Origin of the sequence: Herminiimonas contaminans (genome assembly GCF_015645465.1) — a bacterium.
GTDB lineage: Bacteria > Pseudomonadota > Gammaproteobacteria > Burkholderiales > Burkholderiaceae_D > Oxalicibacterium > Oxalicibacterium contaminans.
Window position 1 is genome coordinate 427,107 of the sequence record NZ_JADOEL010000002.1, and the last position, 14,248, is coordinate 441,354.

Below are 14,248 nucleotides of genomic sequence, written 5' to 3' on the forward strand. Positions count from 1 at the left end.
CCGGGGCAATAACAGCACCGGCTTAACGGCACCTAAAGATAACGAGTCTGCCACGCATAATCAAGACTATCCCCGTATCCATAAGGTAAAGATTTGTGAAGTGCGACAGACAATAAAAAAGGCGCTGAATGTTCGTTCAACATTCAGCGCCTTTTTCTGGATTGCGGCAGACAACTGCTGCCGCTCCCGGGAGGATATTAGCCGCGATCGACGAAAGCGCGTTCGATCACGTAGTCACCTGGCTGACCTATACCTGGCGATACTTCAAAGCCGAGTTTGTCGAGTTCGCCAGCGGTGTCTTTCAACATCTCAGGGCTACCGCAAATCATCGCGCGGTCGGTCAATGGGCTCATAGGATCGATGCCCAGGTCTTCGCACATTTTGCCGGTCGAGATTGCGGTTGTGATACGACCTTCATTGACAAAAGGTTCGCGTGTCACGGTTGGGTAGTACAGCAACTTGGCGGCAATCTCTTCACCCAGGCCTTCAATTTGCAGCAATTCATTGGCGACGTAATCACGGTAAGCCAGCTCGCTCACCAGACGCACACCGTGTACCAGGACGACCTGGTCGAAGCGCTCGTAGGTATCCGGATCACGGATGATGCTCATGAATGGAGCGAGGCCAGTACCGCTACCGAACAGGAACAAACGTTTGGCTGGCAGCAGATCGGAAATAACCAGCGTACCGGTAGGCTTGCGGCCGACCAGTACTTCATCACCAACTTTCAGGTTTTGCAGATGTTTGGTCAACGCACCGTCCTGTACCTTGATCGACAGGAATTCCAGATGCTCTTCCCACGACGGGCTGGCAATACTATAAGCACGCAACACATTCTTGCCATCGATCGGCAAACCGATCATGACGAAATGGCCGCTTTCAAAGCGGAAGCTTGGTTCACGGGTGGTGGTGAAAGAAAACAGCGTGTCGTTCCAGTGGTGGACAGAGAGAACACGAACAGTGTCAAAAGCAGCCATAAAATCAATACATCCTAAATATCAAATTGTTTTTGTACAAACAAGCGAGGCAGACGGGCAAACAAATTGCGAGCGTGCCGACAGATGCTCCCGAGTTTCCCGGGAAAAAGGAGCCGGTATTTTACCAGTCGGGACTGAACTACCGCAGACATCAGCAGGCCAGCAGTAAGTATTGCCAAAACGCTGCATGATGGAGATGGGTCAGAACACACTACTTGAGAATCGTTCTCATTATAACGGATGCCTTATAACTCGGCAACATTGCTCGTCAGGATACAGGGTCTGCACCGTTCTGATAATGATGGAATTGTCATTTGCTTATAACCAGAACGCTTAAAGCACAGCTGCCCATATGAATTTACGGGTGTATACCCAAGCTTTTGCCCCAAACAAGGGACTAGTTAAAAATTTGTTGTTGTTCACCAAACCGTAACAAAACTGTAATCAAGCTGTCATTTGGCCTACGCATAATCCGGCAATTTATTCGGAGACTAAACATGCGTTTCAGTGACAAACAGCTACGGCCACTCCCGCTGGTAATAGCACTACAAGCCGTTTTTGCCCTGCCTGCCTATGCCCAATTCACTGTCACTACTGGAACAAATGACACCGTCGCCAAAACGCTGACTGCTGCGACTGCCACAGTACAGCAAGGTGCCAGCCTGATCGTTTCCACGCCAAACAGCAACGCCGCGATTACCGTCAACGCCGGCACCTCCGTCATCAACAACTACGGCACCATCAGCCAGGCCACTGGTGGCCGTGGCATAGATGCCAATGCCGCTGCAACCAACATCACCATCAACAACTACCTCGGCGGCGTCATCAATGCCGTGGGCGACGTAGCTATACGTGTAGGCAAAGCCACCGACAGCTTCGTCATCAATAACCAGGGTACCATTTCGCAAACAGGTGTGAATGCTGGCGGCAAGCGCGCGATCAAGGTCGACGTCGACTTCACGACCACCGGCAATCAAATCATCAACGGCTCGGCCAGCAACAAACTGGCCGTTATCAGCTCCACCGGCGACGACGCGCTGCGCCTCGGCTCGAATACCCTGCTGACCAACTACGGCCAGATTTTCTCGACCGGCATCGTCAACACCAAGTGCCCTGACTACCTGGGCACCACCAGCTGCCCAAGCAGCGCTTTCTCGGCAGCCGACGGCGTCGCGATAGAAAACGGCATGAAGAATGTCGCCATCCTGAACTATGGCACCATCACCGGCCCGCGCCACGGTGTGGATGGCGGTGATCCGATCGCCGCAGCAGCAGATGCGAACCTGATCGGCGTTGATCGCCTGATCGTTACATCTGTCACCCCTAACGGCGTGGTATTCGACAAAGTCGTGAATGGCGTCACCACATCCGGCATCAGCATACTCAACCCGGTCGTCATCAATATGGCTGGTGGCAACATCACCGGCAACAACGGTTCCGGTGTGGGCCTGGACGGCCATGGCGTGGTTATCAACTACGGCACCATCACAGGTAAATACGCAGGTGCCGGCAATGTCTATGACCACGGCGGCCTTGGCCTGACTACCAGTAACGGTGACGGCGACGGTGTCGATATCGACGGCGTGGCTTATGTAGAAAACTATGGCCGCATCCAGGGCCTGGGTGCAGGCGGTTTTGATTCCGGCGGTGCTCCGAACGGCGCTGACGGCATTGCAGCTGGCGGCGGCACCATCATCAACCATGCGGGTGCGACCATCTACGGCCAGTCCAAAGGCATATTGATAGATGACGGTTCTGACGGCACTGCGATCGCTGCAGGTCGCGGCACTGCAACAGCAACCGGCGCGGCGATACGCATCGTCAACGAAGGCAACATCATCGGTGACAAAAAAGTCGCGATCGGCCTGGTCGGCACGTTTAACGACACCGTCATCAACGGCGCAACAGGCGTCATCACAGGCGGCGCAGACGCAACCCGTCTCGGCGAGAACAATAGCACCGTAGCAGGCGCAGCAGTACAAATGGGCGCAGGCGACGACGTGCTGGTCAACTACGGTCGCATCGAAGGTAAAAACGGCCTGGCGATCGATATGGGTAGTGGTGACGATACCTTACGTCTGCTGGGTGGCGTCGTGGTCGGCAGCATAGACGGCGGTACCGGCGTCAACGCACTGGAAACCAATGGCACGCAAAACTTCAATGCAGGTCAGTTGAGCAACTTCCAGAACATCACCGTCCTCGGTGGCAATACCACCTTTAACTACGCACTGAACAACGTCAACAACCTGCAGGTCGATGCAGGCGGCAACCTGCGCATCAACGGTGATGTCAATGCCAGCGGCAACCTCACTGTCAACGGTACCTTGCAAGCACCAAGCGGCGATACTTTCCGCAACGTGACTGTCGCCGGTAACTACGAGCAAGGTGCCAGCGGCGTTCTGGAAGCACGCATCGGTGCAAACAATGCCAGCGATACCATCACCGTCACCGGCAATGCCAACCTCGCCAGCGGCGCAACCATACGCCCATTGATCACAGGCTCGGTAGCTGACGGCTCCAACTACACGCTGATCTCGGCAGGTACGCTGAACGCCAGCGCTGCCAACCTGCAAATCAATAACGGCAGCGGCGCGTTCTACACCTACACCCTGCAAGGCAGCGGCAATGACCTGCAACTGGTCGCGCATCGTCAAAACGGTCTGGCCAATGTCGTCCCGCAAAACCTCGGCAACTTGGCTAATTCGCTGAACCAACTGGCTTCGAGCGGTTTCTCGAATTCGGAACAAGGCCTCAAGCTCTTGAACAGCCTGCAATCCCTGCCGAATGCCAAAGCCCTGTCCGACGCCACTTCACAACTGGCACCAGAAACCAATGCAGCAGCACAATCGGCAGCGACAGCAGCACAAGGCAGCGTGTTCTCTGCTTTTGACAATCGCATGGATGCAGCACGTGGCGGTGAACAAGTCGCGCTGAACAAAACCGGTCTGGCTGGTGGTGATGCCGCTGGCAATCGTTTCTGGGTACAAGGCCTGGCCTCGATCGCCAAACAAAAAGCACGCAAGGGGGCCAATGGTTTTGACCTCGATGCACAAGGTCTGGCAGTCGGTTATGAAACCGATCTGAACAAGACCGATATGGTCGGTATTTCGGGTGGTTACACACAGGCTGGCAGCGATGGTCGCGATAGCGGCGCAGGCGACGACAATGACGTCAAATCGCTGCATGTCGGTGGCTACTTCAGCCGTACCGAAAGCAGCTACACACTGGATGCGAGCCTGGCGATATCTGCCAACCGCTACACCACGCAACGTCTGGTCAGCATTCCTGGCTTCAATGAAAGCCTGCGTGGCAAATTCTCCGGCAACCAGATCGGCGCGCGCTTTGAATACGGCCTGCCATTCGTACTGGATGCCACATGGAGTGGTCGCTGGTTGCTGGGTGCACGTGTCAGCCGCCTCGACAATGGCAGCTACACCGAAACCGGCGGCACCTCGGCACAAACCGTGGCCAGCACCAGCGCCAACTCGGTACAAAGCGTATTGGGCGTAGAGTTCAGCAACAAGCTGAGCGCCTCATCCAGCGCAACGCTGCGTGCCCGTTACCTGCATGAATTTGCTGATACTCCGGCGATCGAAGCATCGTTCGCGATCGGTGGTCCGGCCTTCAAAATCGCAGGTGTACAACCAGGACGCGAAGCATTGCAACTGGGCGTCGGTTACCGCAAAGTCACAGCCAGCGGCACCACTGTTGCAGTTGGCTACGATATGGAAGTCAGGGATAAATACCTGGGCCATCAATTGACGGCAAAAGCGATCTGGAACTTCTGATCCGGTTCAAATCGATAGGCGTACGCATACGATGATCGACACCCGGCAGGGTCACAAGCTCTGCCGGGGTAGTTGCCGGATAGCGACGCAGGAAGTCCTGCAGTAAAAACGACGGCACCACCTGGTCGTCGGCTCCCACTACATGTACTTGCGGCAAATGCGCCAGTTTCTGCTGCACTGCCACCACACTCAAAGAAGCATTTAACGGCGTCACCTTGTGATGCGTGGTCCACGCGGCATGATCGAGCGGCGATGCCACCGTCATCAATAGCACCACATCATCACGCCGCGCCGCCACCAGCGCTGCCATCACGCCTCCACCCGAATAACCTGCCAGCACGACTTGTTTCGCATGGGTCATGCGTTTGGCTTGCTCCACTGCCGCATTCAGGCGTTGCACCCATTTCTCGGCAAAGCGACCATCGGTCCAGTCCGCTACCGAGCAGGCTTCAAGTTCGTCGCTGCTCAGGTACTGGCAAGGACGTGCCAGGTACAGCACGTTTTTTTGTGAGATGTCTTTTGCGAGTCGCCAGCCGACCGGATCCACCGGTGTCGGATCCATCGACGGTTCACGCATATTCAGCCAGGCGCGGCCGTCACCTTCTATGACGACCCACAGGTAAGCAACAGATGTGGGCGCAGGTGTTTGTGTATGCAGCAAGCCGGTCAGCTGCGGTGCACTACCAAAGCTGACTGGGGCAAATCCGGCAGCCTTGCCCTCTTGCGCTATCAGTTGATAACGCTCACCCGTCGTCATCGCGCAAGCGGATAACAAGAGGCCTGTGAAAAGCACGGAAAGATAGCGCAGCAGGCGGGAACCTGTGTCTGATTGAATATAAAAAAAATCCATCGCTTAATGTCTCTGCAATTAATGCAGCCGTCAAGCTGATGGACAAAATATGATGGATAACGCAACCGGTACTGCTCACCGCATGCCTGCCACGACCAGGTCATGCGACCTATCCGGTTTCCGCGCTGCTCAGGTAGCCAGCGCGGTCGCTCTACGTCGCCATCACAGGACTTCTGTTCAGGAAATTCCAATAAAAACCAGCGCGCGACACTTCTTCCGAAAACTTCTTTGGTGCGACCGGTTTAACGATGTAGCTATTCACACCATACTCATAGCAGTAAGTAATATCAGGCTCTTCGGCACTCGAAGTCAGCATGATGATGGGAATGTACTTGGTCTGCTCGGTAGTTTTGAGGATTTTCAGCACATCCAGCCCGTTGACCTTGGGCATATTCAAATCCAGCATGAGCAAGGTCGGATCACCACTTTTACGATCAATAAACGGACCGGTGCAAAAAACATAATCCAGTGCTTCCTGCCCGTCTTTGACCCAGGTTACATTGCCCATCAGGCCGAGTTCTTTCAGTGCGTGCAAGGTCGCTTCCGCATCCGTATGCGTATCCTCTGCCAACAGAATATGTATTTTCTGCAAATCCTTCATGCACCCTCCGGCCCCTATCAACTCAAAACGACAAATGCGTGTACCGCGCAGCCATTCAAGAAACAATGTTTAACAAATCCGCTTCCATAAACACGAAAACCGATCAGAAATCGGAAATGTTTCCAAGGTACAGCAAAGCGTGAGGCTGACATATCTGTTTGCTGCCGAATTTTGAAATGTTTGCATTTGCCATAAAGCATTAATTTCATTGGAATTATTCTGCCCAGAGTGGGCAATCAAGGTCAGTGGCAGAAACTTGCAATACACATATGTAGTGCGATTCCGACAAAGCCCGTATGCAGAAAAAACCTACCCATACCGGCACGAGGCATACAATGTCGCTATCACTGCAACAAACACAGAATTGGAATAAAGATGGAAAACGCCGTATACAACAAGGCACTCAACGCATTGAAGATGCAATTCGGCATGCCGCGCCCGCTGCAGAACCAAAACGGCGCACGATTTTTACGCAACGGCACGATCACGATTTATCACACTGAACTGGCACCGGGTAATCAGGCCGAAATTACCTTCAACGTGCAGCCTATTTCGTCGTCCTACGGCATCGCACCTGCCAAACTCAACGCCTTGCTGGATGAGTGCCGCAAGCTGACCGGCCGCCCGACCGAGCTCAACAAACTACAGAACTGGCCACGCATAGGCCTGGCGACTGAAGAAGACGTCACGCTGGTGATGGATAAGCTGGCTGTCCTGAAAAAATAACAGTTGCAAATCCCCTCCACAAATCTGTTTCCCGCGTATAAACTGGAAGCACTAGCCGCTCGTGCCACAGGCTCGCCGATGTAATGTGACAAGGGGGAAATGATGGATAAGCTGAACGTACACTTTCATGTCTCCGTTTTAACCGTACCGCATTTCGTCACGGCAGATCAGTTCCCGGAATGGCTGCAACGCGAGGCGCTCGCCATCCAGGAACTAAGCGAAGACAATGGCCTGACTATCATCAGACTCTTCCTCGCTGCACGGATACGCGAAGTGTGGCCAAAGAAAAAACTGGATGTGCTACTGCAGGGTATTACCGATAAGTACCCGCATATCTTCCGGGTCGAGATGGTCGTCATCGACGATACGCTGGACTTCGATGAGATAGAGCTGATCCAGTCAGATGCCGAAGATGAACTGGCGCAGGTACTGGAAACCGTGAAGCAATTCCAGGAACTCAAGGTTGCGCGCAGCAAGCTGCATTAAGCCAGGCTTGACCCGACATACAAAAAACGGCCATCAACATGGCCGTCCATCTCCTACTAGCTGAATACAAAGGCCAGCATCGCCGCATCTTCTTCCAGCATGACGATCAAGGTCAATGCCCATAGCAGGCCGTGCGCCTGTAGTGATGCCAGCAAGTCTTGCAAGTCGGGCTTGATATCCAGCTCCGGATAAGGGGTTGCGATGCGCCATCATACTCCGATGGCGCCAGCACTAACCAGCATCCCGATACTTACGCTGTCAGCTTTTGCATTTCGCTATACAGGTCCGCCTTGCCTTCAAAACCGATACCCGGCAAATCCGGCAAGGTGATGTAACCGTTCTGCACCTTCACCCCATCCGGGAAACCACCGTATGGCTGGAACAAATCCGGATACGATTCGTTGCCGCCCAAACCCAGGCCTGCAGCAATATTCAATGACATCTGATGACCACCGTGCGGAATGCAGCGTTTGCGCGACCAGCCATGCTCATGCAGCATGTCCAGCGTGCGCAGGTATTCGACCAGGCCATAGCTGAGTGCACAATCAAACTGCAACCAGTCACGATCCGGACGCATGCCGCCGTAACGGATCAGGTTGCGTGCGTCCTGCATCGAGAACAGGTTTTCACCTGTTGCCATCGGCTTATCGTAGTAGCTGCGCAAGGTCGCCTGCAACTCGAAGTCCAGCGGATCACCTGCTTCTTCGTACCAGAACAAATCGTATTGCGAGAGTGCTTTCGCATATTTGATCGCGGTATCCAGATCAAAGCGGCCATTCGCATCCACCGCCAGCTTCTGGCCGTCACCCAGCACGCTCAGGATAGAGTCGATGCGACGCAAGTCTTCATCCAGTGATGCGCCACCTATCTTTTTCTTCACCACCGTATAGCCACGATCGATGTAGCTGCGCATCTCGTCCTTCAGCTTGCCGTGATCCTGACCCGGATAGTAGTAGCCACCTGCAGCGTAGACGAAGATCTTGCGATCAGCCTGGCCATTGCCATAACGATCCGCCAGCAACTGGAACAAAGGCTTGCCTTCGATTTTGGCTACCGCATCCCACACCGCCATATCGATGGTACCGATCGCCACCGAGCGCTCACCATGGCCACCCGGTTTTTCATTGGTGAATAGGGTATTCCAGATCTTGTGCGGATCGAGGTTGTCGCCAGCGTCATTCACCAGCGACGCCGGATCGGCTTCCATCAGGCGCGGGATGAAACGTTCACGCATCAGCATGCCCTGGCCATAACGACCGTTGGAGTTGAAGCCATAACCGATGACCGGTTTGCCATCGCGGATGACATCTGTCACCACCGCCACCAGACTCAGCGTCATCTTGCTGAAGTCGATATAGGCATTACGGATGGGCGAACTGATGGGCAGGGTCTTTTCGCGGATTTCAACTATCTTCATGGCGGCTCCTAAAAATATCTCTGTATGCAGGTGTATACGAGCAAATACGGGAGCCCTAGCTTATGCGCAGAAGACCGGTTTATAATTCACTTAAATTCACATAATTATTTACTTACAGTGAAAACTGACATCACGTCTGAACTGGAATTCTTTGTCCTGATCGCCCGCCTCGGCAATCTGTCGGCCGCCGCACGTGCGCTGGATATCACGCCACCGGCCGCGACCAAGCGGCTGGCACAACTGGAAACCCGGCTCGGCATCAGGCTGGTGAATCGCACTACCCGCAGCATCAGCCTCACCAGTGAAGGCGACATCTATCTCGGCTATGCGACGAAAATACTGACTGAAATCAAAGAGATGGAAGACGCCGTCTCATCCGGTGGCGGCACACCACGCGGCTTGTTGCGTGTGAATGCGACGCTGGGATTTGGTCGCACCGCGATCGCGCCACTGGTATCCGAATTCGTGCGGCGTTATCCGCAAGTGGAAGTGCAGTTTGAAGTCAGCGACAAGCCTATCGATCTGGTCGAAAACGGTTTTGACCTGGCGATACGCTTCGGCACCCTGCCCGATGCACGCCTGAACGCGCGCAAGCTAATGTCGAACCGGCGCTTCCTGTGCGCCTCACCGATTTACCTGGAACGCCACGGCACGCCAAAGACGCTGGCTGATTTACACCAGCATCGCTGCATTACGCACAGGCAGAATGATGAAGCCGCCGCCACCTGGCGTTTCACGCACCAGGGTCGCAATGAGGTCATCAAGGTAGAGAGTGCCTTGTCCAGCAACGATGGTGACATCGTGCTCGGCTGGGCGCTGGATGCACATGGCATCCTGATCCGCTCGGAATGGGATCTGGCCAAATATGTGAAGAGTGGCCGTCTGAAAATCGTGCTGCCGGATTACGTCTTGCCGTCAGCCGATTTGTTTGTCTACTACCCGAACCGGCGCAATCAAAGCACGCGGGCACGTGCCTTTATCGACTTCCTGATTGAGCATATCGACATGCTGGCAGCGCTGCCGCTGCCAGACTGAATCAACGCGGACAAGGACTGGCAGGATCAGCAGCCAGTGCTGCCAGGTGACGCGCGATCATTTGCGCCGCCTTATCAGTAACGCGTTGCGCACCTTGCGCCAATGCATCCATACCTGCTCCCACTGGCTCGCTACCCGACCACTGGCAAGCAGCATACACACCGGTATCGCTGCGTCGAGCCGTCCAGCTAAAAGCAGCGTCTACACGCGTATTTTCTATCGCATCGAACTGGCGCAACTGTACCGCGACGCGCCACACGGCCTGCCCCTGGCTACGTCCGCTCTTGCTGACATCGACCGCACCCAGGCGATTCGTGATCCCGGCGGAGAGTGCATCGCGCATTTCATTTTCAAACGATGAGGTCCAGCGGTACTGTTCCAGCAACTCCAGCTCTGCACTCTGCCCACCCGGCTTGGTCAGCACCATCTGTGGCCGCGCCAGTCGTTCCGGTACCGCCACCGGTGCCAGTTCGATGAAGACCGGAGCTGTCGCAACAGGTGCAAATGCATTTGCTGCTGGTCCGCTCAGGGTGTAATAGCGTGCATTCGATGTGCTGCCGCAGGCACTGAGCAGCAAGGTTGTCGCCAATACGCTCATCACTGCCAACGAGCTCGATGGCTTCAGGAATTGCTTCATTTTTTCTCCTCCGGTTTACCGCGCAACAAGGATTCAGGGTGACGTTCCAGGTAATCAGTCAGCACGCGCACCGAACCTGCCGCACGTGTGATTTCACGCATCGCTTCACGCATATCCTGCTGCAGCGGTGAGTCCTGCGACAATGTCTGCTCTGCGCTATTGATCGTTTTACGCGCATCCTTCATCGCAGCTGTGATCTCTGGCGAGACGTCGTTATTCAACGTGCGTGTCAATTCTTCGGCACTGACCAGGGTCTTGTTCAGTGTTGCCAGCGAGGTGCGCAAATCCTTGCCTATCTGCTCGAACGGTACCTTGTTCAGCTTGCTGGCGATTTCCTGTATCTGCGCCTGCAACTCATCCAGGCTGTTCGGCACAGTCGGCAATTCAAACGGCGTCTTGTTCGGATCAACTTTGACGGCCGGAACTTTCGGGAAGAAGTCCAGCGCCACATACACCTGGCCGGTCAGCAAATTGCCCGGACGTAGTTGCGCGCGCAAACCTTTGCTGACCAGGAATTGCAGGCGTTTCTTTTGCGCCTGCAAGGATTCCTTACCTTCACCCGGTACCGGACGACGCAAGCGATCCGGATAGATCTGGATCAACACAGGCATACGGAATTCACGTTCGTCACGGTCGAATTCAACGCCTATCGATTTAACCTCACCGATCACCACACCGCGGAAATCGACTGGTGCACCCGGTGACAAACCGCGCAAGGATTGATTGAAGAACAGCAGCATGGTTTCTGCCGAACCGTCTTTCTGTTTCATCGCAGCAGCTTCATCGTCGGCCAGCGCGAAAGCGGTATTTTCCAGCGCTGGCGGGCTCTCGGTAGCGGTACCCAGATCAGGCGTACCGAAGGCAATACCACCGAGCAGGATGGTCGCCAGCGACTGTGTGCGCAGCGTCAGACCACTCGCGCTTACTTGCATATCCATACCGCTGGCATGCCAGAAGCGGGTATTGGCTTCGACGAATTTTTCATACGGTGCATTGACGAAGACACGCAGGGTGACACCCTTGCCATCACCATCCAGTTCATAGGCAGCAATCTGCCCTACTTTCACGCGACGGAAGTAAACCGGTGATCCCACGTCGAGTGAACCGACATCCTTCGCATGCAGCAGGAACTGACGACCCGATGCATCACGCGTGACGATAGGTGGTGCTTCGAGGCCGACAAATTCATCCGAGGTTTCTTCTGCGCTACCGGCGTCGACGCCGATGTAAGCCCCTGACAACAAGGTACCAAGTCCGGAAATCCCCGAAGTATCGAGACGCGGACGCACGACCCAGTAACGCGTATCTTTTGCGGTGAAGGCTGACGCATCCTTATTCAGTTGCACCTTCACCCGCACATGCGAGCGATCACGCGACAGGCGCAAACTTTCGACCATGCCTATCTGCACATCCTTGTACTTCACTGCCGTCTTGCCCGCTTCCAGCCCTTCTGCCGTCTTGAAACTAAGCTCGATCTCAGGGCCACGCTGCATCAGGATATGCACCACCAGCGTGATGCCGACCAGTGCCGCAATGATGGGAATAAGCCAGACCAGCGAGGGCAACCAGTCGCGGCGACGCGCAACGCGGGGAGCCGGGGGTGCTTTTCGTTCTTCAGTGTTTGTCATGATCTGCTTTCCTTGTCGACTCAGCGAGCCGGTCTTGATTCAACGATTCTTGTGTCTCGTCGTCACCGTCCCAGGTCAGCTTGGGATCAAAGCTGAGCGATGCCAGCATGGTCAGCACCACAACTGAACCGAAGGCGGCGATGCCCAGGCCTGCGGTAATTTCCGCAAAGCCCTGGATGCGCACCAGCCCTGCCAGCAAGGCGACGACAAATACGTCCAGCATGGACCAGCGCCCTATCAATTCGATCACATGGTAAAGCCGCGCCCGTTCGCCGCGCCGCCAGTTACTGCGACGCTGTGCCATCAGCACCAATATGAATAAGGCTGCCAGCTTGAATAGCGGTACCAGGAAACTGGCCACGAAGATGATCGCCGCCAGACCATAGGCACCGCTGACCCAGAAATAAATCACACCACTCATGATGGTGTCGTTTTGCGAGCCGAATAAAGTCTTGGTAATCATGACCGGCAGCAGGTTCGCCGGTAAATACATCATGCAGGCCGCAATCAGGAAAGCCCAGGTGCGGTTCAGGCTGTCAGCCTTGCGCGTGCGCAGCTTGGCGCCACAACGTCCGCAAGCCGCGCCTTCTTCTGCCTGCTCCCACACCGTATCGCAATGGTGGCAGGCGATCAGCCCCATATTGATAGCACGCTGCTTTTGATCACACGCTTGCTCGCCACTGGCAATACTGCCATCGGTAGGGACAACCAGATCCAGGGTCTGCATGCTCATCGCAGCTCTCCCGCACCGAGTTCCTGCTTCTGCTCTTCCTTCTGCTCACGCTCTTCCACACCTTCGACCATATTCCAGAAGCCACGCGGATCGAAGGACACGACCACCGTCAGCAGAACAGTCAGCGCCATGAAGGCCCACAAGGCTGGCCCCGGCAAGACCGTGGCCATGCTCGATAATTTGATGATCGCGACCAGCACGCCGAGCAAGAAGACTTCGATCATGCCCCATGGTCGCAGTGACTGCATGATGCGCACCAGCCATGCGAAGCCGGTGGCACGATGCTGCTTTTGCAAAGGCAAGAGCAACCACAACAGGATCAGCAATTGCAGCAAGGGGAATAACAAAGTCGTCGCCAGCACCAGCATCGCCACCAGCGACATACCCTCACCCGCCAATGCCATCACGGCACCAGTCAAAGTAGTCTGGCTGCGTAAGCCGCGCAGTTCGATTTCCACGATAGGAAACAGATTCGCAATCAGGAACATGATCAGGCTGGCGACCGTCAACGGCAGGATGCGTTGCTGCTGGCTGCCGGTATCGCGCTCCAGCTCGGTGCCACAGCATGGGCAGCGTGCGACTTCGCGTGCGCGCAGCGGCACCCGTGCGTACACGGAGTCGCAGCCTTCACACACGATGATGTCGCGCACTTCTTTCATGTAGACCTGTATGCCCGTAAAAACATATGGATGCTGTAACTGCACGCCTGCCTGTCGCGTTCAGCCGGACCGTTGGCATAGCCGCCTTCCAGCCGCGCTTCCTGTGCAATGCCATTAATCAGATTGCCCAGCATACGCGCCGCCTGCTCAGGATCATCTATTTGCAACTCGCCGCGTGCACACGCAGCACGCAAACATCGTTCCAGCGGATGATAGATCTGAATCGCGACTTGCTGCCTGAGATAGTCCGACATCTTTTCCAGGCGATGGCACTCGGCCATCACCAGTCGATAAAATTGTACCGAACGTTGTTGCACCGAATGCGCGACCATGCGCTGCGCGATGGCTTCCAGCGCTTGCGCGACCGGTAATGCAAACACCTCTTCTGCGAACACCTGATTGCGCAACTGCTCAAGCTCGCGCTGCAGGACGGCAATCAGCAAGCCTTCCTTATTACCAAACAATTGGTAGGCAGTCGAAGCCGAACCACCGGCCTGACGCACGATCTCCTGCATCGACACATCGGCATAACCGAATTCGAGGAAGGCATCCGCTGCCGTTTCCAGCAGGCGCTGACGACGTGCCTCCCCTTTCTGGGTAGGTGCAACTCGGCTGGATTCGGATGCGACAACAGACATGATGGCAGCGGGTACTAAAGTCAGATTAAACAGTAATGTACACTACATTACACAAAATAATGACTTTCTTGCT

General features: G+C 55.1%; 13 protein-coding genes. 4 read left to right on the forward strand and 9 right to left on the reverse strand.

All coding sequences use genetic code 11. From position 1 onward, the window contains the following. Positions 1 to 197: 197 nt before the first annotated feature. Complete coding sequence (locus IXC47_RS04300) at positions 198 to 977, reverse strand: ferredoxin--NADP reductase (RefSeq protein ID WP_175625370.1); 780 nt, start codon at positions 975 to 977, stop codon at positions 198 to 200. A 497-nt stretch (positions 978 to 1,474) separates the two neighbouring features. On the opposite strand from IXC47_RS04300, the gene IXC47_RS04305 reads away from it, so the two are divergent. After that, complete coding sequence (locus tag IXC47_RS04305; RefSeq protein WP_195874796.1) at positions 1,475 to 4,765, forward strand: autotransporter outer membrane beta-barrel domain-containing protein; 3,291 nt, start codon at positions 1,475 to 1,477, stop codon at positions 4,763 to 4,765. On the opposite strand, the gene IXC47_RS04310 is transcribed toward IXC47_RS04305, so the two are convergent. After that, entirely contained in the window at positions 4,710 to 5,615 is a 906-nt protein-coding gene (locus tag IXC47_RS04310) for an alpha/beta hydrolase (RefSeq protein ID WP_195874797.1), read from the reverse strand. The genes IXC47_RS04305 and IXC47_RS04310 overlap by 56 nt on opposite strands. A 151-nt stretch (positions 5,616 to 5,766) precedes the next feature. Then, positions 5,767 to 6,216 (reverse strand): response regulator, encoded by a 450-nt coding sequence (locus IXC47_RS04315; protein WP_175625367.1) that lies wholly within the window; start codon positions 6,214 to 6,216, stop codon positions 5,767 to 5,769. Positions 6,217 to 6,591: 375 nt separating this feature from the next. Between IXC47_RS04315 and IXC47_RS04320 the strand changes: the two genes are divergently transcribed. Both IXC47_RS04320 and IXC47_RS04325 read left to right on the forward strand, forming a co-directional pair. Continuing rightward, a complete protein-coding gene (locus IXC47_RS04320) occupies positions 6,592 to 6,942 on the forward strand; it encodes a hypothetical protein (protein ID WP_175625366.1) in 351 nt (116 codons plus the stop codon). Between the two features lie 99 nt (positions 6,943 to 7,041). Further along, on the forward strand, positions 7,042 to 7,428 hold the full coding sequence (locus IXC47_RS04325; RefSeq protein WP_230089380.1) for a hypothetical protein: 387 nt from the start codon (positions 7,042 to 7,044) through the stop codon (positions 7,426 to 7,428). A 250-nt stretch (positions 7,429 to 7,678) separates the two neighbouring features. Here IXC47_RS04325 and IXC47_RS04330 read toward each other — a convergent pair whose 3' ends face one another. Beyond that, positions 7,679 to 8,845, reverse strand: a complete 1,167-nt coding sequence (locus tag IXC47_RS04330) for a mandelate racemase/muconate lactonizing enzyme family protein (RefSeq protein WP_175625364.1) — start codon at positions 8,843 to 8,845, stop codon at positions 7,679 to 7,681. A gap of 117 nt (positions 8,846 to 8,962) precedes the next feature. Between IXC47_RS04330 and IXC47_RS04335 the strand changes: the two genes are divergently transcribed. Further along, on the forward strand, positions 8,963 to 9,880 hold the full coding sequence (locus tag IXC47_RS04335) for a LysR family transcriptional regulator (RefSeq protein WP_195874798.1): 918 nt from the start codon (positions 8,963 to 8,965) through the stop codon (positions 9,878 to 9,880). Between the two features lies 1 nt (position 9,881). On the opposite strand, the gene IXC47_RS04340 is transcribed toward IXC47_RS04335, so the two are convergent. The 5 genes from IXC47_RS04340 to IXC47_RS04360 all read right to left on the reverse strand — a co-directional run bounded on the left by IXC47_RS04340 (position 9,882) and on the right by IXC47_RS04360 (position 14,175). After that, positions 9,882 to 10,517: a PqiC family protein gene (locus IXC47_RS04340; RefSeq protein WP_175625362.1), complete on the reverse strand. Its 636-nt coding sequence runs from the start codon at positions 10,515 to 10,517 to the stop codon at positions 9,882 to 9,884. Further along, entirely contained in the window at positions 10,514 to 12,145 is a 1,632-nt protein-coding gene (locus IXC47_RS04345; protein ID WP_195874799.1) for a PqiB family protein, read from the reverse strand. The genes IXC47_RS04340 and IXC47_RS04345 overlap by 4 nt, the downstream gene beginning before the upstream one ends. After that, positions 12,132 to 12,785 (reverse strand): paraquat-inducible protein A, encoded by a 654-nt coding sequence (locus IXC47_RS04350; RefSeq protein ID WP_230089399.1) that lies wholly within the window; start codon positions 12,783 to 12,785, stop codon positions 12,132 to 12,134. The genes IXC47_RS04345 and IXC47_RS04350 overlap by 14 nt, the downstream gene beginning before the upstream one ends. An 89-nt stretch (positions 12,786 to 12,874) precedes the next feature. Then, entirely contained in the window at positions 12,875 to 13,537 is a 663-nt protein-coding gene (locus IXC47_RS04355; protein ID WP_175625359.1) for a paraquat-inducible protein A, read from the reverse strand. Further along, on the reverse strand, positions 13,534 to 14,175 hold the full coding sequence (locus IXC47_RS04360) for a TetR/AcrR family transcriptional regulator (protein WP_195874801.1): 642 nt from the start codon (positions 14,173 to 14,175) through the stop codon (positions 13,534 to 13,536). The genes IXC47_RS04355 and IXC47_RS04360 overlap by 4 nt, the downstream gene beginning before the upstream one ends. Between the last annotated feature and the right edge of the window lie 73 nt (positions 14,176 to 14,248).